We start from the raw sequence: 20,220 nt of genomic DNA on the forward strand, positions 1-20,220 counted from the left end.
CCTGGACGACACCCTGATGCAGTGGCTGCTCGGCGCCGTGGTGGCGCTGCCGCTGCTCGGCGCGGTCGCCGCGCTGCTGCCGGCCCCGCCCGGACTGCGCGGCCGGGACCCGGAGCAGGCCGTGCTGCGGCACGGCGTCACCGTCACCGGGCTGGTGCTGGCCGCCGCCCTGCTGCTCACCGCCGGCTTCGACACCGGCCAGTCCGCCCGGATGCAGGCCGAGACCAATCTGGAGTGGATCCCCGCCCTCTCGGTCGATCTGCATCTCGGCGTCGACGGTATCTCCCTGCCGCTGGTGGTCCTGACCGCCCTGCTCACCTTCCTGTGCGCGCTCTACACCTACTTCCGGATGCCGGACGGGCCGAGCGCCCGGGGCTTTGTCGCGCTGATGCTGGTCCTGGAGAGCGGCACCCTGGCCACCTTCACGGTGCTGGACCTGATGCTGTTCTTCCTGGCCTTCGAAATGGTCCTGATCCCGATGTACTTCCTCATCGCCCGCTGGGGCGGTGCGGACCGGGCCCGGGCCGCCTGGTCCTTCATCCTCTACACCCTGCTCGGCTCCGTGGTGATGCTGCTCGGCCTGCTGCTCATCGGAGTGCACGCCGGCACCTTCGACATGACCGCCCTGGCCGGGCTGCACGGCCAGAACATGAGCCGCTCGGTGCAGATCCTGGCGGTGCTGGCGCTCGGCGTCGGCTTCGCCGTCAAGACCCCGATGTGGCCGCTGCACTCCTGGCTGCCGGACGCCCACACCGCCGCACCCACCGCCGGCTCGGTGCTGCTGGCCGGGGTGCTGCTGAAGATGGGCACCTACGGCCTGGTCCGCATCGTGCTGCCCATCGCACCGGAGGGCGCCGAGTTCTTCGCGCCCTACCTGGCCGCCTTCGCCGTCACCGGCATCATCTACGGCTCCCTCGCCTGCCTCCGGCTGGCCCGCGCGGGCACCGGCGGGGACCTCAAACGGCTCATCGCCTACTCCTCCGTCGGCCACATGGGCTTTGTGCTGCTCGGCATCGCCACCCTCACCCCGACCGGGGTCAACGGCGCCCTGTTCGCCAACATCGCCCACGGCCTCATCACCGGGCTGCTGTTCTTCCTGGCCGGCACGGTCAAGGACCGCACCGGCACCACGACGCTGGACGCCATGGCCGGCACCGGCGGCGCCCGGCTCTACGGCCGCGCCCCCCGGCTCGGCGGGGTGCTCGCCTTCGCCGCCGTCGCCTCCCTGGGCCTGCCCGGACCGGCCGGCTTCTGGGGCGAGATGCTCGCCCTGCTCGGCGCCTACCGGCCCGCCGAAGGACTCAGCCGACCCGTCTTCCTCACCGCCATGGCGGTGGCCGCCTTCGGCACCCTGCTCACCGCCGCCTATCTGCTGATCGTGGTGCGCCGCGTCTGCATGGGCGACGCCCCGCCGCTGCCGCTGGCCCCCGGCGGCGCCAGCCCGCTGCCCAGCACCGCGCCCGAGACCACGGCCACCGCCGGCGCCTCGGTGCCCGGCGGCGAGTCGCCGGGCGACGCCGCGGCCGGGGACGCGGGCGGCAGCGGCGCCGTCACCGTCGTCCCCCGGACCGAGGAGCTCACCGACCTCCGCCCCCACGAATACGCGGCCTTCGTCCCGCTGGTGCTGCTCACCCTGCTCGCCGGGCTGTGGCCCGCGGTCCTGCTCCACCTCACCGATCCCGCCGTGCAGAGTCTCCTGCCGGGAGTTGGCCGATGAATCTGATCCAGACCGTGGACTGGGCGGTGATCGCCCCGCCGGCGATCACCGCCGCCACCGCGCTCGCGCTGCTGCTGGCCGACGCCGCCCTCCCGAAGACCTGGCCGGGGGCGCGCCGGGCCGGACCGCTCGGTGCCCTCGCCCTGCTCGGCATCGTCCTGGCCGGGCTCTCCCTGTATCCGCTGCGGTCGGGGGACCGCGCCACCTTCTGCCTGACCGAGGGGGCCGGGCACTGCTCCTACCTCGCCGACTCCTTCGCGCTGATCGTGCAGACGCTGGTGCTGGCCGGAGCCCTGCTCACCGTCCTGATCAGCCTTCCCGAACTCGGCGGCCGTCCGGGCCGGCCGCCGCTGCCGCCCGGCGAGTTCTGGTTCCTGCTGCTCTCCTCGGTCACCGGTGCGGTGCTGCTGCCCGCCGCCCGCGACCTGGCCACCCTGCTGCTCGCCCTGGAGGCCACCACCCTCCCGGCCTACGCCCTGGTCGGGCTGCGGCGGGCCGGGCGGGCCCCGGAGGCGGCGCTGAAGTTCTTCCTGTCCTCGGTCACCGCCACCGCCATCGGGCTGCTCGGCATCAGCTTCGTCTACGCCGGTGCCGGCAGTCTCTTTCTCGCCGAGATCGCCACCGCGCTGCCCGAGGCGGACCCGGCGCTGGCCACCCTGGCCGAGGCCGGTGTGGTGCTGACCCTGGTCGCCTTCGCCTTCAAGGTCTCCGCGGTGCCGTTCCACTTCTGGGTGCCCGAGACCTACCTCGGGGCCCCGCTGCCGGTGGCCGGCTATCTCTCGGTGGTCAGCAAGACGGCCGGGCTGGCCGGCCTGATCCTGGTCACCGCCGGCGCCTTCCCCGGCTTCGGCGACCTGTGGGGACCGGCCGTCGCCGTGCTCGCCGGGCTGACCATGACGGCCGGCAACACCGCCGCGCTGCGCACCCGGCCGGACGCCCCGCACAGCGCGGTCCGGCTGCTGGCCTGGTCCTCCATCGCCCAGGCCGGCTATCTGCTGGTGCCGCTGGCCGCGGCGGCATACGCCGAGGACTCGGCCGCCGCGCTGAACGCCGTCGGCGCCACCGTCGCCTACGCCCTGATGTACGCGGTGGTCAATCTGGGCGCCTTCGCCGTGGTGGTGCGGGCCGCGGCCGGGCACCGCGTCGCCGACCACCGGGGGCTGGCCCGGCGCCGCCCGCTGACCGCGCTGGCCATGGGCTTCTTCCTGCTCTGCCTGGCCGGGCTGCCGCCCGGGGTGGTCGGGCTGTTCGCCAAGGTGGCCGTCCTCCGGGCCGCCGTGGACTCCGGCCTGGGCGTGCTGGCCGTGGTCGCCGCCGTGAATGTGGTCATCGGCCTGGTCTACTACCTGCGCTGGACGGCCGTCCTCTTCCGCGAGCCCGCCGCGCCCGGACCGGAGCCGGAACCCGTTTCCGCGGAGGAAGGCCCCCTGCACACCGCCACCGCCACCGTCACGGCCGCCGCCACCGCCGTCCGCACCCGCACCGGTGCTCCCGCCGCGCTGGCCGTGGCCCTGGCCGCCGTGGCCGCCCTGGTCCTCTCCGGATGGCCGCAGATCATTCTGCACTTCGCCTCCGGCGGCCTCTTCTAGCACCCGCCCTCCGGCGCCCCCGCCCACCAGGGCCGTTCGGGGGAACCGCCCGGGGACCCGTGGCGTTCTCTAGATCGGGAGTGTCCACTGTTAGTGGAGGGTTATTGGATAATCCGGAAAAACCGGGCTCCCCATGCCCGGCCCCCGCCGGGCATTCCGCGTCCCCACGCAGCAATCCCTGGAGGGCACACCGTGCACCGCCACCGCAACGGGCTGAAGACCGCCGCACTGCTCGGCGCGATGTCCGCGTTGATCCTCCTCATCGGCAGCTTCTTCGGCCGCGGCGGGCTGATTCTCGCGCTCGTCGTCGCCCTCGCCACCAATGGTTACGCCTACTGGAACAGCGACAAACTGGCACTCCGCTCCATGCGTGCCCGCCCGGTCAGCGAATTCGAGGCCCCCCGCCTCTACCGCATGGTCCGGGAACTGGCCGGCGCCGCCCGCCAGCCCATGCCCCGCCTCTACATCTCGCCCACCGAGGCCCCCAACGCCTTCGCCACCGGCCGCAATCCCCGCAACGCCGCGGTCTGCTGCACCGAGGGCATCCTGCAACTGCTCGACGAACGCGAACTGCGCGGTGTCATCGGCCACGAACTCAGCCATGTCTACAACCGCGACATCCTGATCTCCTCGGTGGCCGGCGCCATGGCCTCGGTGATCCTCTTCCTTGTCCAGTTCATGTGGCTGATGCGCTCCGAACGCGGCCCCGGCGTCTTCGGCATGCTGCTGATCGCCCTGCTGGGCCCGGTCGCCGCCTCCCTCATCCGGCTCGCGGTCAGCCGCTCCCGCGAATACGAGGCCGACGCCTCCGGCGCCCGGCTCACCGGCGACCCGGCCGCCCTGGCCAGCGCCCTGCGCAAACTGGAGACCGGCACCCAGGCCCTGCCCCTGCCGCCCGAGCCGCGCATCGAGGCGGCCAGCCACATGATGATCGCCAACCCCTTCCGGCGCGGCGAGGGCATGGCCGGCCTGTTCGCCACCCACCCCCCGATGGCCGACCGCATCGCCCGCCTGGAACGCATGGCCGGCCGCGGCCACTGACCCGTCGGCGCCGCACCGCCCCCGCGCCACGGCCTCGCGCCGAGCGCCACCGGAAGCAATCATGGAACGGTGCGTACGCTCCTCAACGTCCTCTGGCTGATCTTCTCCGGCATCTGGATGGCCCTCGGCTACGCCGTGGCGGGCCTGGTCTGCTTCCTCCTCGTGGTGACCATTCCCTGGGGCATCGCGTGCTTCCGCATCGCCGCCTATGCCCTGTGGCCCTTCGGCTACCGGGTCACCGAACGGGCCGGCGCCGGAGCCCCCTCGCTGATCGGCAACGTCGTCTGGCTGATCGTGGCCGGCGTCTGGATCGCCATCGGCCACCTCACCGCCGCCCTCGCCTTCTTCGTCACCATCCTGGGCATTCCGTTCGGCATCGCCCATCTCAAGATGATCCCCGTCTCCCTGATGCCCCTCGGCCGCCGGATCGTCCCCACCGACACCCCCTACGCCCCCGCCCGCTGGTAGCGGGGCGCCGGCACGGACCACCCGCTGTCCCTCACTCTCCCTCCCGCCATGCCCCCGCATCGACGAACCGCCGGACCCGCGTCGTCAGGGCAACGGTGTCGACCGGGGGACCGACGGGCTCCGCCGCGCGTCCCCACCGCACCTCGGCGGCGCCCGATCGGGAGAAGCCGTCCACAGCGTGAGCGAAATGTGCTGCCCGTTCCTCGCTGTGGAGCTCGGGGACATAGGTGAGACGCAGACCGTCGAACGGGCCCGGATGGTGATGGACTTCCGCACCGGCTACCAGTGGGTAGAGCCAGATGACCGGCTCGTCGCCGTACACCCTCACTGCGAAGTAGTCATCCACCTGTTCGAATTGCAGGTCGCCCAGGGATGCCCAACGAGGATCCCGGGGCGGGAAATTCGGGTTCTCGTAGCCGCAGATCAGGAAGAGGTCGCCGAAGCGGGGCCGTTGCGCCTTTGTGAACAGTACATCGACCAGGCATGCGTATTCGATATGCGCATCATTCATTGTTGATCTGCTTTCCGTCAGGGGTGCAACGGATCCGTGGGCACTCGGGCACCCGGTCGGCCCGGCCGGGACCGACCGCGCCAGTGCCGCGTCGTCGAGCACGCCCGGGCCAGGCCACGGGCCCGGGCGACGCGGCCGCGGCGGACCGCTGACGCGTCATGACGGGGGCGGGTCTGCGATCGAGTCCGCAAGTGCATCGTCCGGGCCCGTCTCCCGCGGCAGACCAACGACGTCCCCGGCGTGACCGGGAAAGACGTCCGCCAAGCGCGGCAGGCGCTCCTCATGGCCGGTGCGGGAACCGTCCGTTCCGCACGGCGTGTCGGGCCGAGCGGCCCGGCACACCTCCGCGCAACGTCGGAATACCGGCTCAGCGGTAGTTCACGAACTGCACGGCGAAGTCGTAGTCCTGCTCCTTGATCAGCCGCTGGACCTCCTGGAGGGCGTCCCGGCTCTTGGAGCTGACCCGCAGTTCCTCGCCCTGCACCTGCGCCTTGACGCCCTTGGGGCCCTCGTCCCGGATCAGCTTGGAGATCTTCTTGGCGTTCTCCTGGGAGATGCCCTCCTTCAGGGTGGAGAAGATCTTGTACTCCTTGCCGGACGCCTGGGGCTCCCCGGAGTCCACGGCCTTCAGCGAGATGCCCCGCTTGACCAGCTTGGACTGGAAGACGTCCAGCACCGCCTTTGCCCGCTCCTCCGCGTTGGCGCGGATCTCGATCCGTTCACCCGACCAGGCGATCGAGGCGTCGACGCCCTTGAAGTCGTAGCGCTGCGAGATCTCCCGGGCCGCCTGGTTCAGGGCGTTGTCCACCTCCTGGCGGTCGACCTTCGAGACGATGTCGAAACTGGAGTCGGCCATCGCGGGGCTCCTCGTGTGCAAGTCGGCCTGTCAACGGTATGGATTCAGGCTGCAAGACTAGTCCGCGACCGCCCGGGGTCCGCCCTTGCCCGGCACCCCGCGTCACCCGCGAACCGAGTGGCGGAGCACCCCCCGGCATCGGGTATGGTTTACCCCGTCGCCGGGCAGCGCCCGGCGCGGACCCAGGCGGTGTGCCCGAGTGGCCAAAGGGAGCAGACTGTAAATCTGCCGGCTCAGCCTTCCCAGGTTCGAATCCTGGCGCCGCCACAGCCAAGAAGAGGCCCCCGAACGTGCGATGCGCGGCCGGGGGCCTTGTCGTGTGCCGAAAGGCGTGCCACCGGGGGGCTGCGCCGGAGTGCTCTGCCGGCTGTCGGCGCGGTCCTGTGCGTCCGGCGTCCCGCTTCGGGTGGTTTCGCCGTTGTGGTGGTACTCCTCTTCCGGGAGTTGGGCAGGACCGGCTTGACGAACATGGTGTGATGGTCCGCACGCGCTCCGTATCGGACTGCCGGGCCGCACGCATCCGCCGACAGCCCTTCCGACAAGGAGCTCTCATGTGGTCCGCCCTTGCCGCCCGCAAAACCACTGCCCTGCTGGCCGCCGCCCTCGCCGCGGCGCTCATGGCCCTGGCCTGTCCCCGCGCGGACGCCGCTCAGCCCACGCCCGACGGTGAGCTGCACCCGGCCATCGTGGGCGGAACCCAGGTTCCGACGGACGCCTACCCGTTCATGGCCGCGCTTCTCGAACCGGGGGAGGGCAGCGCCTTCGGCCGGCAGTTCTGTGGCGGCAGTCTCATCCACCCGCAGTATGTCCTGACCGCCGCGCACTGCATCGACGATCCCGGCTCGACCAGTCTTGAGGTCGTCGTCGGCCGCACCACGCTCTCCCGTGCCGAGGAGGGGCAGATCCGCAAGGTCAAGAAGATCTATGTGCACCCGCGCTACCAGCCGCAGCCGGGCACCTACGACGCGGCGGTGCTGAAGCTCGAAAGCCCGGTCAGGGGCATCCTTCCGGTGAAACTCCCGACCCGGGGCACCGATTCACTGCTGCAGCCGGGCGCGGAGGCGACCGTTATTGGCTGGGGCAACACCGACACCAGCCTGTACCACCAGACCGACCGGCTGCGTGAGGTCGGGGTGCCGATCCTGTCCCATGCCGAGTGCCGGATCGCCAATGGTGATCAGTACGACCCGGAGACCGAGATCTGCGCCGGCCGGGAGGGCAAGGACTCCTGTCAGGGGGACAGCGGTGGTCCGCTGTTCCGGACGCTGCCGGGCAGTGAGGAGTTCTACCAGATCGGCGTGGTGTCCCGGGGCGGGGTCTGCGGGGAGCAGGGCGGCTCCGGCATCTACACCTCGACCAGCTCCGCCACGCTCTGGGACACCTGGGAGGGGCTGTTCGACGACGAACTGGCCGAGGTGCCGGCCGAGGTGCCGGCCGAGGCGCCCGGCGGGCGGTCGGCGCTCATCGGGTGAGGGCCGGCCCCGCCGGAGCCGCTACCGGGTCTGCCCGGTCAGGGCGGCCAGGGCGGTGGGGATGGGCGTGGGGCCGCCGGTGAGTTCCAGGGTGCGGCCGGCGGTGGCGGGGGCGTCGAGCAGGGCGAGCAGCACGGCGGCGACATCGTCCCGGGTGACGTCGCCGCGCGCCACGGAGGGGCCCAGGGTGACCCGGCCGGTGCCGGGTTCGTCGGTGAGCCGGCCCGGGCGCAGGATCGTCCAGTACAGGCCGGTCCGGCCGCGCAGATCCTCCTCCGCCGCGGCCTTGGCGCGCAGATAGGCGGCGAAGACCGGGTCCATGCCGGGCGGGGGGTCGGTGCCGAGCTCGGTGCGCAGGGCGGAGACGGAGAGAAAGCGGCGCACGCCGGCCCGTTCGGCGGCGTCGGTGAAGAGGACCTGGGCGGCGCGGTCCACGCTGTCCTTGCGCGGGGCGCCGCTGCCCGGGCCCGCGCCCGCGGCGAAGACGGCGGCGTCGGCCCCGGTGAGATGCCGGGCCACGGTGTCGACCGAGGCGGTCTCCAGATCGCAGACCAGCGGCTGGGCGCCCGCCGCCAGCAGGTCGGCGGACTGGGCGGGGTCGCGGATCAGGCCGGCGACCTCGTCGCCGCGGGAGCTCAGCAGCCGTTCCAGGCGCAGGGCGATCTTGCCATGGCCTCCGGCGATGACGATGCGCATGACTGCGACCGTACCGCGCGGCGCCGCCTCAGCGCGCGGACTGCCGCGGCAGCCCGGGGGTTTCCGGGGGCGGGGCGGCGCCGCAGAACTCGCGGACGGCGCTGGTGCGGGAGACCACCCGGCCGCGGTGGATCACCACCCGGCTGTAGGCCAGGGAAAGCGCGCCGGGCAGGTCGGTGCCGCGGACCGCGAGGAGTTCGGCGGGGAAGCCCGCCTCGACGCGCAGCGGCTCCAGCCGCAGCGCGGCGCGGGCGTGGGTGCTGACGGCGGCGTACGCCTCCTGCGGGGTCGCCTCGCCGGAGGCGGCGAGGAGGTAGGCGGCCTCCAGGGGGTCGCCGCGGCCGACCGGGTTGGCGGCGTCGCGCAGGGCGCCGCTGCCGGCCGCCACCCGCACCCCGGCGGCGCGGAGCAGCCGGACGGGCGTCGGGGTGCGCGGCGCGGCGGCGGGCAGCAGGGCGCAGGGGGACTGGGGGAGGGCGACGACGGTGACCCCGGCGGCGGCCAGCCGTTCGGCGGTGCGGGCGGCGGTGTCCTCGGGCAGCAGGCCCAGCCCGGTGCAGGGGCCGAGGACGACGCCCGCGGGCAGCCCGGCGGTGGCGGCGGCGAGCCGGGTCAGCCGGGCCGGGTCGTCGCCCTCGGTGTGCAGATCGAGGGCGCAGCCGTGCCGGTCGGCGGTGCGCAGCAGTTCGTCCAGGTAGCCGGCCGGGTCGGGGTCGAGCTCCGGGGTGCCGCCGAGGGTGGCGGCGCCCATCCTGGCGGCGTCGCGCAGCAGGGCGCGGCCGTCGGCGCCGGCCCGGCCGGTGAGCAGCCGGGGGACGGCGACCACGGTGAGGTCGGTGAGGCCGCGCAGGGCGCGGCGGGCGCGCAGCGCGGCCTGGAGTCCGGCCAGGCCGGCCGGGTCGCCGATCCGGATGTGGCTGCGCTGGGCGGTGGCGCCGTGGCCGAGCTGGAGGAGGGCGGCTTCGGTGATGCGCCGCTGGACGGCGGCCGGGTCGTCGGCGGGCGGGCCGGCCGCGGGGGCGGTGAGCGCGGTGTCGTGGTGGGCGTGCGGTTCGGCGGGGGCGGGGAGCAGCAGATAGCCGGAGAGGTCGACCGCGACGGCGGCCTGGGCGGTGCCGTCGGCCGGGGTGAGGCTGCCGGGGGTGCCGACGGCGGCGATGCGGCCGGCGGCGAGGCGGATGTCGACGGTACGGCCGTCGGGCAGCCGCGGACCGCGCAGTACCAGTACGGAGGCGGTGTCGGCGGCGGACATCGGGCTCCCGCGGGTCACGGTGTCAGGGCGGTGCTGTGAGCGTACGGGGAGGGGGTGGCCGGGCCGGGGAGGGGCGGCGGGCGGTGGTGACCGGAGGGGTGAAGAGTCGCACGAGTGGCCGTATGGACCGGTGTGGCGGCGGGCGGTCCGGCGCGTGCCCCGGTCCGCTGTGCGGGTGCCGCGGGGCGGCCCGGGCGGCTCCGCAGGCATCCGGCCGGGGGGCGTGCGCGGCGGGATCGCGGAGCGTTATCGATTTCGTCTTCCGGGCGGGAGCGTGTAATCTCTTCATCGCTCGCCCCAATAGCTCAGTCGGCAGAGCGTCTCCATGGTAAGGAGAAGGTCAACGGTTCGATTCCGTTTTGGGGCTCTGCGGTGTGAGGTATGCCACCTGGTGTGGATGCCCGCATCCTGGCGGCGTAGCTCAGTCGGTAGAGCAAACGGCTCATAATCGTTGTGTCACCGGTTCGAGTCCGGTCGCCGCTACATCGTCAGTAGCCGATTGCAGGGGTTCGCCTCGGATCGGCTACTGTTTCTGCCGTAACACCCCGTTTCGTCCGTCAAGGAGCACTCCTGTGGCTGCCACCGACGTCCGCCCGAAGATCACGCTGGCCTGCGTGGAGTGCAAGGAGCGGAACTACATCACCAGGAAGAACCGCCGGAACAACCCGGACCGCCTGGAGATGAAGAAGCACTGCCCGCGCTGCAACGCCCACACCGCGCACCGCGAGACCCGCTGACCGGGCGCGGCGCGGCCCTGGCGGCGCAGCCGGTGGCGGAGCGGGTACGGATTCACGCTCACGCTCACGTCCATGCTCGCACTTGCGCATACGCAGACTCAGAAGCATCACGAAAATCGTGTGACACAGGCCGTTTCCGCCCCTGGGGCGGGGGCGGCCTGGAGTCGTTTCCGGGAGGTGGGTGCCGGTCATGGCACTGGACCAGTCGTTTGTGGGGCGGAGCTATCCGCCCACCCGGCCCTATGAGGTGGGCCGGGAGAAGATCCGTGAGTTCGCCGAGGCGATCGGGGATGCCCATCCCGCGTACACCGATCCGGAAGCCGCCAAGCAGCTCGGCCATCCCGATGTGATCGCACCGCCGACCTTTGTGTTCGCGATCACCTACCGGGCGGCGTTCGAGGTGGTGAGCGATCCCGAGCTGGGCCTGGACTACAGCCGGGTGGTGCACGGGGACCAGCGGTTCGTGTACAGCCGTCCGGTGCGGGCCGGCGACCGGCTGTCGGTGACCTCGCACATCGACGCGGTGAAGTCGCTGGCCGGGAACGACATCGTGGATGTGCGCGGCGAGGTGCGGGACGAGTCGGGCGAGCATGTGGTGACCGCGTACACCAAGCTGGTGGCCCGCGCGGCCGGGGAGGAGTGAGCCGGATCATGGCGGCGAGGATCAGCTATGCACAGGTGGCGCCCGGCACCGAGCTGCCGGCCCGCGGCTTCCCGGTGACACGGGCCACGCTGGTGCGGTACGCGGGCGCGTCGGGTGACTTCAATCCGATCCACTGGAACGAGAGGTTCGCCCGGGAGGTCGGGCTGCCGGATGTGATCGCCCATGGCATGTTCACCATGGCGGAGGCGGTCCGGGTGGTGACCGACTGGGCGGGTGATCCGGGCGCGGTGCTGGAGTACGGGGTGCGGTTCACCAAGCCGGTGGTGGTGCCGGACGACGAGACGGGCGCGTTGATCGAGGTCTCCGGCAAGGTGGCGGCCAAGCTGGACGACGAGGCGCGCACGGTCCGGGTGGATCTGACCGCGGCCAGCGCGGGGCAGAAGGTGCTGGGGATGGCCCGCGCGGTGGTGCGGCTGGCCTGAGCGCCGCAGGGGCGGACGGCCGCGGGGCCGGTGCCGGGAAGCGGGGCCGCGGCGCCGTCTCCCGGCACCGGCCCCGCCCGGCTCACGGTCGGCGGTTGACATGGGTAGTGATTGGTCAATAACTTGATGGGGTGGTTGGTGTGAGTGCGCGGCTGAGCGCCGAGGAGCGCCGGGAGAGCGTGATCCGGGCCGCCATCGCCGAGTTCGCCCACGGCGGGTACGCGGGCACCTCGACGGCGGCGATCGCCCGGCGCGTCGGGGTCTCCCAGCCGTACCTCTTCCGGCTCTTCCCGGACAAGCGGGCCATCTTCCTGGCCGCGGCCCGGCGCTGCACGGAGCAGATCCGCCGCCGGTTCGCCGAGGCCGGTGACGGGCCGTCGCCGGAGCAGGCGAAGGAAGCCATGGCGGAGGCGTACAACGAGCTGATCACCAACCGCGACCAACTGCTGTTCCAGATGCAGATGTATGTGGCGGCGGCCGTGGCCGAGCAGGCCGGGGACGCCGACTTCGCCGCGCAGCTCCGCTCCTCCTGGGAGGAGCTGTGGGATCTGGTGCATCTGCGCCTCGGCGCCGTCCCGGCGGACACCAGCGACTTCATGGCGACCGGGATGCTGGTCAACGTCCTGCTGGCGATGGGCTTCCCCGCCGAGCACCGGGTGTGGACCGGGCTCGGGGAGAAAGGGGTCTGCCCGCCCGGCGGGGCGCCGCCGGGCTGACCTCCGGCCGTCCGTCCGGCCCGGCGTTCCGGTTTCTCCCCGGGCCGCCGTGCGCCCGGAAAAGTTATTGACTGCTCACTAATGATTGGGAGTCGTGATGACGACACCACCGACAGCCGCGCGTCCCCGTGCCGCGTGGACCCTGCTCATCACCAGCGCGGCCACCTTCATGGCCGCCCTGGACAACCTCGTGGTCACCACCGCGCTGCCGGTGATCCGTACCGACCTGGGCGGCAGCCTCAGCGACCTGGAATGGATCGTGAACGGCTATGTGCTGCCGTTCGCCTGCCTGCTGCTGCTCGCCGCGGCGCTCGGCGACCGCTTCGGCCGCCGCCGGGTCTTCGCCGGCGGGGTGGTGCTGTTCACCGCCGCCTCGGCAGCCGCGGCGCTCTCCGAGTCCACCGGCATGCTGATCGCCTCCCGCGCCGCGCAGGGCATCGGCGCCGCCGTCCTGATGCCGCTCAGCCTGACGCTGATCTCCGCGGCCGTGCCGGCCGAACGCCGCGGCACCGCCTTCGGCATCTGGGGCGCGGTCAACGGCCTGGCCGTGGCGGGCGGTCCGCTGGTCGGCGGCACCATCACCGAGCATCTCTCCTGGCACTGGATCTTCTGGCTGAACGTCCCCCTGGGGCTGGCGCTGCTGCCCCTGGTCCGGACCCGGCTGACCGAGAGCCGCGGGCCGAACAACCGGCTGGACGTCCTCGGCACAGTGCTGGTCAGCGGCGGGATGTTCGGCATCGTGCTGTCCATCGTGCGCGGTCATGAACACGGCTGGACCAGCCCGGCGGTGCTGACCGGCTTCGCGCTCGGCGGGCTGCTGCTGGCCGGGTTCATCCGCTGGGAACAGCGCAGCGCGACGCCCATGCTGCCGATGGGGTTCTTCCGCTCGCCGACCTTCACCGCGGTGAACTTCACCGGGCTGATCGCCTTCTTCGGCATCTTCGGCTCGATCTTCCTGCTGACCCAGTTCCTCCAGCTGATCCAGGGCTACAACCCGCAGCAGGCGGGGCTGCGGATGCTGCCGTGGACGGCGATGCCGATGCTGGTGGCGCCGCTCGCCGGGATACTCACCGACCGGATCGGCGGCAAGTACATCGTGATGGGCGGCATGGTCTTCCAGGCCGCCGGACTCGCCTGGTTCGCGCTGGTCAACGAGCCGGCGGTGTCCTACGGGACCCAGGTGCCGGGCTTTGTGCTGTGCGGGGTCGGCATGGGGATGTTCTTCGCGCCGACCGGAGCCATGGTGATGGGCTCGGTGCCGCAGGAGAAGGAGGGCATCGCGTCGGGGGTGAACAACGCCATGCGCGAGGTCGGCGGCGCGCTCGGGGTGGCCGTGCTGGCCTCGGTCTTCGCGGCGCGCGGCGGCTACGCGAGCCCGCAGGAGTTCACCGACGGCATTGTGCCCGCGCTGTGGGTGGGCGTGATCGCGCTGCTGGCCGCCGCGGCCGGCATGGCCGCGGTACCGGGCCGCCGCCGCCGCGCGGCGCCGCCGCCGCCCGACCGGGCACCGCTGCCCGGCACCCCGGCACCGCCGAAGGCGGCGGCCCCGGTCGCCTGAGGCCCGGCCGGGCACCGTTGCCGCTCCCGGGGTCCGCGGTGCCCGGCCGCCGTGGCCCCGGGGGCGGCGGCCGGGGTGTGCTGCGGGTGCGGAGCGGGCAGCGCTTAGCCTTGGTGGCTGTGCAGGAAGAACACGATGCCCCGCTGGCCCCGCTGACCACCTTCCGGCTCGGCGGGCCGGCCCGCCGGCTGCTCACCGCCACCACCGACGAGGAGGTGATCGCCGCCGTCCGGGAGGCCGACGCCGGCGGCACGCCGCTGCTGCTGATCGGCGGCGGCTCCAACCTCGTCATCTCCGACGACGGCTTCGACGGCACCGTGCTGCGCATCGCCACCCGCGGCTTCCGCCTGGACGGCACCCGCCTGGAACTCGCCGCCGGGGAGAACTGGTCCGACGCCGTGGCCCGGGTCACCGACGCCGGCCTGGCCGGCGTCGAGTGCCTGGCCGGCATCCCGGGCTCGGCCGGCGCCACCCCCATCCAGAACGTCGGCGCCTACGGCCAGGAGGTCTCCTCCGTCATCACCGAGGTCGTGGCCTGGGACCGCGCCCGGCGGGAGACGGTCACCCTGCCCGGTGCCGAATGCGGCTTCGGCTACCGGCACAGCCGCTTCAAGGCCGACCCGGGCCGCCATGTGGTGCTGCGCGTCCGCCTGTCCCTGACGGACGCCCGCGGCCTGTCCGCGCCCCTGCGGTACGCCGAGACCGCACGCGCCCTGGGCGTGGAGACCGGCGGCCGGGTACCGGTCGGCGAGGCCCGCGAGACCGTGCTCAAGCTGCGCACCGGCAAGGGCATGGTGCTCGATCCGGAGGACCACGACACCTGGTCGGCCGGCTCGTTCTTCACCAACCCGGTCCTCGGCCCGGCCCAGTGGGCCGCCTTCCTGGAGCGGACGGCGGACCGGCTCGGGCCGGGCACCGAGCCGCCGTCCTGGCCGGCCGGCGAGGGCCGCACCAAGACCTCCGCCGCCTGGCTGATCGAGCGGGCCGGCTTCCCCAAGGGCTACGGCGACGGCCCGGCCCGCATCTCCACCAAGCACACCCTGGCGCTGACCAACCGCGGCACCGCACGCACCGCCGACCTGCTGGCCCTCGCCCGGGAGGTGCGGGACGGGGTCCGGGCGGCCTTCGGCGTCACCCTGGTCAACGAACCGGTGACGGTCGGCGTCGGCCTCTGAGCCGCGCCTGGCCCGTTTGCCCGGCCCGCGCCCGTGTTACCCGGCCGGCGACGCGCCGCCGCCAGGCGCGACCCGGCGGCCGGTTGTCGGCCGCCCGCCTCGGCACGGCGCCGGAAGGAGGCGACGGTCGATGACCGCTCCCGTGAAGGACATGCTGGACACCTACCCCCTCGACCTCGGCCGGGTGGACCGGGAGGCCCTGGCCCGCTGCATCGCGGAATGCTTCGCCTGCTCCCAGGCGTGTACCGCCTGTGCGGACGCCTGCCTGTCGGAGCCGGCCGTGGCCGAGCTGACCAAGTGCATCCGCACCAACCTGGACTGCGCGGACATCTGCGACACCACCGGGCGGGTGCTCTCCCGGCACACCGGCTATGACGCGAACATCTCGCGGGCCCAGATCGAGGCGTGCGCCCAGGCGTGCGCGACCTGCGCCGACGAGTGCCGGACGCACGCCGACCAGCACGCCCACTGCCGGGTGTGCGCCCAGGCGTGCCGCCGCTGCGAGGAGGCGTGCCGCGAACTGCTGACGTCGCTCGGCTGAGCGGCCCCCGCGGAGCCGGCCCGGCGTGCCCGCCGGGCCGGCCCGTCGGCCGGGGGAGCGGCGGTCAGTTTTCCAGCCACTCGGTGATGCCGAGCAGCATCTTCTCCCTGACGTCCGGCGGAGCGGTGCTGGCCTGCACCGACTGGGCCGCCAGCCGGGCCAGTTCCCGGTCCGTGAACGCGTGGTGGCGGCGGGCGATCTCGTACTGCGCGGCCAGCCGGGAGCCGAACAGCAGCGGATCGTCCGCGCCCAGCGCGATCGGCACCCCGGCCTCGAACAACTGCCGCAGCGGCACCTGGGACAGCCGCTCGTACACCCCCAGCGCCACATTGGACGCCGGACAGATCTCGCAGGTCACCCCGGCCTCCGCCAGCCGCCGCAACAGCCTCGGGTCCTCGGCCGCGCGCACCCCGTGGCCGATCCGCCCGGCGCCCAGATCCTCCAGACAGTCCCAGACACTGGACGGCCCGGACAGCTCGCCGCCGTGCGGCGCGGCCAGCAGCCCGCCGTCCCGGGCGATCGCGAAGGCCCGGTCGAAGTCCCGGGCGAAGCCCCGCCGCTCGTCGTTGGAGAGCCCGAAGCCGACCACGCCCCGGTCGGCATAGCGCACCGCCAGCCGGGCCAGGGTGCGCGCGTCCAGCGGATGTCTGGTGCGGTTGGCCGCCACCAGCACCCGGATGCCCAGGCCGGTGGCGCGCATGGCATCCGCCACCGAGTCCAGGATGATCTCCAGCGCCGGGATCAGCCCGCCCAGCCGGGGCGCGTACGAGGTCGGATCGACCTGGATCTCCAGCCAGCGGGAGCCGTCGCGCAGATCCTCCTCGGCGGCCTCCTGGACCAGCCGGTGCACATCCTCGGGGCGGCGCAGGCAGGACCGGGCGATGTCGTACAGCCGCTGGAAACGGAACCAGCCGCGCTCGTCGGTGGCCCGCAGCCGGGGCGGGGTGCCGCTGCTCAGCGCCTCGGGCAGCCGCACCCCGTACCTGTCCGCCAGCTCCAGCAGGGTGCCGGTGCGCATGGACCCGGTGAAGTGCAGATGCAGATGCGCCTTCGGCAGCAGCCGGACATCACGCGCCGGCGCGCCCGATTCGGGGGAAACACTCGCCATTGCGAGATCCTGCCGCATTGCCCGGGGGAAACGGTAGTCGGGCCGCCCGGGCACCCCGGGGCGGCCGGTGGACCGAACGCCCGTGCCGCCGGCCCGCCCCCGCCACGGGGACGCACCGGCGGCACGGGCGAGGGGTGCTCAGCCGCGGGCCTCGGCGAGCAGCTTCTGGATCCGGGAGACCCCCTCCACCAGGTCCTCGTCACTGAGCGCATAGGAAAGCCGCAGGTAGCCCGGGGTGCCGAACGCCTCGCCCGGCACCACCGCCACCTCGGCCTCCTCCAGGACCAGCTCGGCCAGCGCCACACTGGTCTGCGGCCGGCGGCCCCGGATCTCCTTGCCCAGCAGGGCCTTGACCGAGGGGTAGGCGTAGAAGGCCCCCTCCGGCTCCGGGCACTGCACGCCCTCGATCTCGTTCAGCATCCGCACGATGGTGCGCCGCCGCCGGTCGAAGGCGGCGCGCATCTCCGCCACCGCCGCCAGATCGCCGGACACCGCGGCCAGTGCCGCCGCCTGTGCCACATTGCTGACGTTGGAGGTGGCGTGCGACTGGAGGTTGGTGGCGGCCTTGACCACGTCCTGCGGGCCGATCAGCCAGCCCACCCGCCAGCCGGTCATGGCGAAGGTCTTGGCCACGCCGTTGACCACCACGCACCGGTCGCGCAGCTCGGGCACCACCACCGGCAGGGAGTGGAACCCGGCGTCGCCGTAGACCAGGTGTTCGTAGATCTCGTCGGTCAGCACCCACAGGCCGTGCTCGGCGGCCCACCGGCCGATCGCCGCCACCTGCTCGCGGCTGTAGACCGCGCCGGTGGGATTGGAGGGCGAGACGAACAGCAGCACCTTGGTGCGCTCGGTGCGCGCCGCGTCGAGCTGCTCCACGGACACCCGGTAGCCGGTGGTCTCGTCCGCGACCACCTCCACCGGCACGCCGCCGGCCAGCCGGATCGACTCGGGGTAGGTGGTCCAGTACGGCGCCGGGACGATCACCTCGTCGCCCGGGTCGAGCAGCGCGGCGAACGCCTCGTAGATCGCCTGCTTGCCGCCGTTGGTGACCAGCACCTGGGACGCCTGGACCTCGTAGCCGGAGTCGCGCAGGGTCTTGGCGGCGATGGCGGCCTTGAGCTCGGGCAGCCCGCCGGCCGGGGTGTAGCGGTGGAACCTGGGATCGCGGCATGCCTCGGCCGCCGCGTCGACGATGTAGCCGGGGGTCGGGAAGTCGGGTTCGCCCGCGCCGAAGCCGATCACCGGGCGCCCGGCGGCCTTCAGGGCCTTGGCCTTGGCGTCCACGGCGAGGGTGGCGGATTCGGAGATCGCGCCGACCCGGGCGGAGACCCGGCGCGGTTCCGGCGCGGTCGCTGACTGTGCGGGAGGAGTTGCGGCACTCATGACGGCATCGTCGCAGACCGGGCCCGGGCGCCGCAGCGGGGTTGCCGCCGTGCCGCGGTGCCGTATCCCCGGGTCCGGCCGCCCGGGGCCGGGCCGGGGGCGGGCCGGCCAGGGTCACACCGGCACCTGCCGTCACAGGGGTTCCGGGCCGGGAGCGGGACGATCGGCCGTGCATACCGTTCGACGCGCGGCCGTCGAGCACGTACACTCATCGTTCGTTGGCCGGCCGCGCCGTTGGGTACGGTAGGTTGGGCAGCGCACAAAGGGTCGTAGCTCAATTGGTAGAGCACTGGTCTCCAAAACCAGCGGTTGGGGGTTCAAGTCCCTCCGGCCCTGCTACGGAATGAAAGCCGCCCGGCCGGGACCGGGCGGCTACGACCATGACCGGGATCAGGTGAGGACGAGTGGCTGGGATCACGGACTCCGTCGAGGCACCGGAGCCCCGGGGGGAAGGCACCGGCCGCCGCGGCCGGCGGGCCAAGCGCGGCCCGCTGGGCAAGCTTGCTCTTTTCTACCGTCAGGTGATCGCCGAACTGCGCAAGGTGGTCTGGCCCTCGCGCCACCAGCTCACCACCTACACCACCGCGGTGATCGTGTTCGTTCTCGTGATGATCGGCATCCTGACTGTGCTTGACTGGGGATTCGGCGAGGTCGTCGACTACGTCTTCGGATGACGGTCGCCGGCTGACGCCCCCGGGCGCGAGGACGCCGACTCCGGCCCGTCCGGCTGCCCGGGACCTCTCATCCACTGTGAAGCCAGGAAGAAGCAGCTAACGTGTCTGACGTGAACCCGAACGATGCCTCCGTCTCCTATGGGGGCGATGACACCGAGCGCGACATCGTTGAGGCTGCGGATCCCGTCGACCCCACCGAGGCTGCCGACGCCGCCGCCGACGCCGACACCGAGGCGCCCGCCGCCCAGCCGCCCGCCGGGGCCGGGCCGGAGCCCGGGCCGCAGCCCGAGCCCGAGCCGGTCGACCCGGTCGCCGCGCTGCGCGACGAACTGCGCCACCAGCCCGGCGAGTGGTATGTGGTGCACACCTACGCGGGCTATGAGAACCGGGTGCGCACCAACCTGGAGCAGCGCGCGGTGTCGCTGAACGTCGAGGAGTACATCCACCAGATCGAGGTGCCGCAGGAAGAGGTCGTCCAGATCAAGAACGGCGACCGGCGCACCGTCAAGCAGAACCGCCTGCCCAGCTATGTGCTGGTGCGGATGGACATGAACGACGAGACCTGGGGCGTGGTGCGGCACACCCCCGGCGTCACCGGTTTCATCGGCAACGCCTACAACCCGACCCCGCTGACCCTGGACGAGGTGGTCAGCATGCTCGCCCCCGAGGTGGAGCGGAAGGCCGCCGCCGAGGCCGGCGAGGCCGCCGCCGCGCCGGGCCGCAAGGTCGAGGTGCAGGTGCTGGACTTCGAGGTGGGCGACTCGGTCACCGTCACCGACGGCCCGTTCGCCACCCTCCAGGCGACGATCAACGAGATCAACGCCGACGCCAAGAAGGTCAAGGGCCTGGTCGAGATCTTCGGCCGGGAGACCCCGGTCGAGCTCAGCTTCGACCAGATCCAGAAGAACTGACCGCAGGGCGGAGGAGACCCGCCGGGCCGTGCCCCCGCACCGCCGTGCCGCCGCTGGGCGGTGGTGGTGAGGGGGCGCGGCCCGGATTTTGTCCGCCTCGCCGCACCCGTTAACGTGGTGCGGTATGGCTTCGTGCCGGTCCGGGGGCCAGCGGCCCCGGGCGCGGCGGGAGCCTCGCGAATCCACTGACCCGGAGAAGACGCATCATGCCTCCCAAGAAGAAGAAGGTCACGGGGCTGATCAAGCTCCAGATCCAGGCCGGCGCCGCCAACCCGGCCCCGCCGGTCGGCCCCGCGCTGGGCCAGCACGGCGTGAACATCATGGAGTTCTGCAAGGCCTACAACGCGGCGACCGAGTCGCAGCGCGGCTGGGTCATCCCGGTGGAGATCACGGTCTACGAGGACCGCAGCTTCACCTTCATCACCAAGACCCCGCCGGCCGCCAAGATGATCCTCAAGGCCGCGGGCCTGGAGAAGGGCTCCGGCGAGCCGCACAAGACCAAGGTCGGCAAGCTCACCCGGGAGCAGGTCCGGGAGATCGCCACCACCAAGATGCCCGACCTGAACGCCAACGACCTGGACGCGGCCGAGAAGATCATCGCCGGCACCGCCCGGTCCATGGGCGTCACCGTCGAGGGCTGAGCCCGCGACGGACCGTGGGAGGGCCAGGCGCTGGCCCGCACCACGACTCCGACCGTTTCTGAGCGACATCCGAACCAACAGGAGC

At 72.8% G+C, this 20,220-nt stretch carries 21 protein-coding genes and 4 tRNA genes; 19 read left to right on the forward strand and 6 right to left on the reverse strand.

Annotated elements, in window-relative coordinates:
- The first annotated feature begins 16 nt into the window (after positions 1 to 16).
- From BM242_RS00535 to BM242_RS00550, 4 genes are all read left to right on the forward strand, one after another.
- Complete coding sequence (locus BM242_RS00535) at positions 17 to 1,717, forward strand: complex I subunit 4 family protein (RefSeq protein ID WP_093837250.1); 1,701 nt, start codon at positions 17 to 19, stop codon at positions 1,715 to 1,717.
- Entirely contained in the window at positions 1,714 to 3,306 is a 1,593-nt protein-coding gene (locus BM242_RS00540) for an NADH-quinone oxidoreductase subunit N (protein WP_093836587.1), read from the forward strand. The genes BM242_RS00535 and BM242_RS00540 overlap by 4 nt, the downstream gene beginning before the upstream one ends.
- Positions 3,307 to 3,498: 192 nt before the next feature.
- A complete protein-coding gene (gene htpX / locus BM242_RS00545; RefSeq protein WP_093836588.1) occupies positions 3,499 to 4,347 on the forward strand; it encodes a zinc metalloprotease HtpX in 849 nt (282 codons plus the stop codon).
- A gap of 69 nt (positions 4,348 to 4,416) precedes the next feature.
- Positions 4,417 to 4,815 carry a YccF domain-containing protein gene (locus BM242_RS00550; RefSeq protein WP_093836589.1) on the forward strand — a complete coding sequence of 133 codons (399 nt, stop codon included), beginning with the start codon at positions 4,417 to 4,419 and terminating at the stop codon, positions 4,813 to 4,815.
- Positions 4,816 to 4,846: 31 nt separating this feature from the next.
- On the opposite strand, the gene BM242_RS00555 is transcribed toward BM242_RS00550, so the two are convergent.
- Both BM242_RS00555 and BM242_RS00560 read right to left on the reverse strand, forming a co-directional pair.
- Positions 4,847 to 5,326, reverse strand: a complete 480-nt coding sequence (locus BM242_RS00555) for a hypothetical protein (RefSeq protein ID WP_093836590.1) — start codon at positions 5,324 to 5,326, stop codon at positions 4,847 to 4,849.
- A 367-nt stretch (positions 5,327 to 5,693) separates the two neighbouring features.
- Entirely contained in the window at positions 5,694 to 6,182 is a 489-nt protein-coding gene (locus tag BM242_RS00560) for a YajQ family cyclic di-GMP-binding protein (RefSeq protein WP_093836591.1), read from the reverse strand.
- A gap of 185 nt (positions 6,183 to 6,367) precedes the next feature.
- Here BM242_RS00560 and BM242_RS00565 point away from each other — a divergent pair.
- A tRNA-Tyr gene (locus BM242_RS00565) sits at positions 6,368 to 6,449 on the forward strand.
- A gap of 284 nt (positions 6,450 to 6,733) precedes the next feature.
- Positions 6,734 to 7,654: a S1 family peptidase gene (locus BM242_RS00570; protein WP_093836592.1), complete on the forward strand. Its 921-nt coding sequence runs from the start codon at positions 6,734 to 6,736 to the stop codon at positions 7,652 to 7,654.
- A gap of 21 nt (positions 7,655 to 7,675) precedes the next feature.
- On the opposite strand, the gene BM242_RS00575 is transcribed toward BM242_RS00570, so the two are convergent.
- The gene (locus BM242_RS00575) at positions 7,676 to 8,350 is read right to left on the reverse strand and encodes an NAD(P)H-binding protein (RefSeq protein ID WP_093836593.1); all 675 of its coding nucleotides are present in this window, start codon (positions 8,348 to 8,350) and stop codon (positions 7,676 to 7,678) included.
- Between the two features lie 28 nt (positions 8,351 to 8,378).
- Positions 8,379 to 9,602 carry an amidohydrolase family protein gene (locus BM242_RS00580; RefSeq protein ID WP_245833716.1) on the reverse strand — a complete coding sequence of 408 codons (1,224 nt, stop codon included), beginning with the start codon at positions 9,600 to 9,602 and terminating at the stop codon, positions 8,379 to 8,381.
- Positions 9,603 to 9,896: 294 nt separating this feature from the next.
- Between BM242_RS00580 and BM242_RS00585 the strand changes: the two genes are divergently transcribed.
- From BM242_RS00585 to BM242_RS00625, 9 genes are all read left to right on the forward strand, one after another.
- Positions 9,897 to 9,969 (forward strand) — tRNA-Thr (locus BM242_RS00585).
- Between the two features lie 43 nt (positions 9,970 to 10,012).
- Positions 10,013 to 10,085 (forward strand) — tRNA-Met (locus BM242_RS00590).
- Positions 10,086 to 10,174: 89 nt separating this feature from the next.
- Complete coding sequence (rpmG, locus tag BM242_RS00595) at positions 10,175 to 10,339, forward strand: 50S ribosomal protein L33 (RefSeq protein WP_165984453.1); 165 nt, start codon at positions 10,175 to 10,177, stop codon at positions 10,337 to 10,339.
- A gap of 190 nt (positions 10,340 to 10,529) precedes the next feature.
- Positions 10,530 to 10,982: a MaoC family dehydratase N-terminal domain-containing protein gene (locus BM242_RS00600; RefSeq protein ID WP_093836595.1), complete on the forward strand. Its 453-nt coding sequence runs from the start codon at positions 10,530 to 10,532 to the stop codon at positions 10,980 to 10,982.
- Between the two features lie 8 nt (positions 10,983 to 10,990).
- Positions 10,991 to 11,425: a MaoC family dehydratase gene (locus tag BM242_RS00605; protein WP_093837251.1), complete on the forward strand. Its 435-nt coding sequence runs from the start codon at positions 10,991 to 10,993 to the stop codon at positions 11,423 to 11,425.
- 140 nt (positions 11,426 to 11,565) lie between these two features.
- Complete coding sequence (locus BM242_RS00610; protein WP_245833717.1) at positions 11,566 to 12,141, forward strand: TetR/AcrR family transcriptional regulator; 576 nt, start codon at positions 11,566 to 11,568, stop codon at positions 12,139 to 12,141.
- Between the two features lie 97 nt (positions 12,142 to 12,238).
- Positions 12,239 to 13,699, forward strand: coding sequence for an MFS transporter (locus BM242_RS00615; protein ID WP_093836596.1), 1,461 nt, complete (start codon positions 12,239 to 12,241; stop codon positions 13,697 to 13,699).
- A gap of 119 nt (positions 13,700 to 13,818) precedes the next feature.
- Entirely contained in the window at positions 13,819 to 14,874 is a 1,056-nt protein-coding gene (locus tag BM242_RS00620; RefSeq protein WP_093836597.1) for a UDP-N-acetylmuramate dehydrogenase, read from the forward strand.
- A 130-nt stretch (positions 14,875 to 15,004) separates the two neighbouring features.
- Complete coding sequence (locus tag BM242_RS00625) at positions 15,005 to 15,415, forward strand: four-helix bundle copper-binding protein (protein ID WP_093836598.1); 411 nt, start codon at positions 15,005 to 15,007, stop codon at positions 15,413 to 15,415.
- A 64-nt stretch (positions 15,416 to 15,479) separates the two neighbouring features.
- Here BM242_RS00625 and BM242_RS00630 read toward each other — a convergent pair whose 3' ends face one another.
- Positions 15,480 to 16,523, reverse strand: a complete 1,044-nt coding sequence (locus BM242_RS00630) for an adenosine deaminase (RefSeq protein ID WP_093836599.1) — start codon at positions 16,521 to 16,523, stop codon at positions 15,480 to 15,482.
- 138 nt (positions 16,524 to 16,661) lie between these two features.
- A complete protein-coding gene (locus BM242_RS00635; protein ID WP_093836600.1) occupies positions 16,662 to 17,909 on the reverse strand; it encodes a pyridoxal phosphate-dependent aminotransferase in 1,248 nt (415 codons plus the stop codon).
- Between the two features lie 263 nt (positions 17,910 to 18,172).
- On the opposite strand from BM242_RS00635, the gene BM242_RS00640 reads away from it, so the two are divergent.
- From BM242_RS00640 to rplK, 4 genes are all read left to right on the forward strand, one after another.
- Positions 18,173 to 18,245 (forward strand) — tRNA-Trp (locus tag BM242_RS00640).
- A 77-nt stretch (positions 18,246 to 18,322) separates the two neighbouring features.
- Positions 18,323 to 18,583, forward strand: a complete 261-nt coding sequence (secE, locus tag BM242_RS00645) for a preprotein translocase subunit SecE (RefSeq protein WP_245833796.1) — start codon at positions 18,323 to 18,325, stop codon at positions 18,581 to 18,583.
- Positions 18,584 to 18,684: 101 nt separating this feature from the next.
- Entirely contained in the window at positions 18,685 to 19,494 is an 810-nt protein-coding gene (gene nusG / locus BM242_RS00650) for a transcription termination/antitermination protein NusG (protein WP_093836602.1), read from the forward strand.
- 206 nt (positions 19,495 to 19,700) lie between these two features.
- Positions 19,701 to 20,135, forward strand: a complete 435-nt coding sequence (gene rplK / locus BM242_RS00655; RefSeq protein WP_093836603.1) for a 50S ribosomal protein L11 — start codon at positions 19,701 to 19,703, stop codon at positions 20,133 to 20,135.
- Positions 20,136 to 20,220 lie beyond the last annotated feature (85 nt).

It is taken from the genome of Streptomyces aidingensis, assembly GCF_900112355.1.
Classification (GTDB): Bacteria; Actinomycetota; Actinomycetes; order Streptomycetales; family Streptomycetaceae; genus Streptomyces; species Streptomyces aidingensis.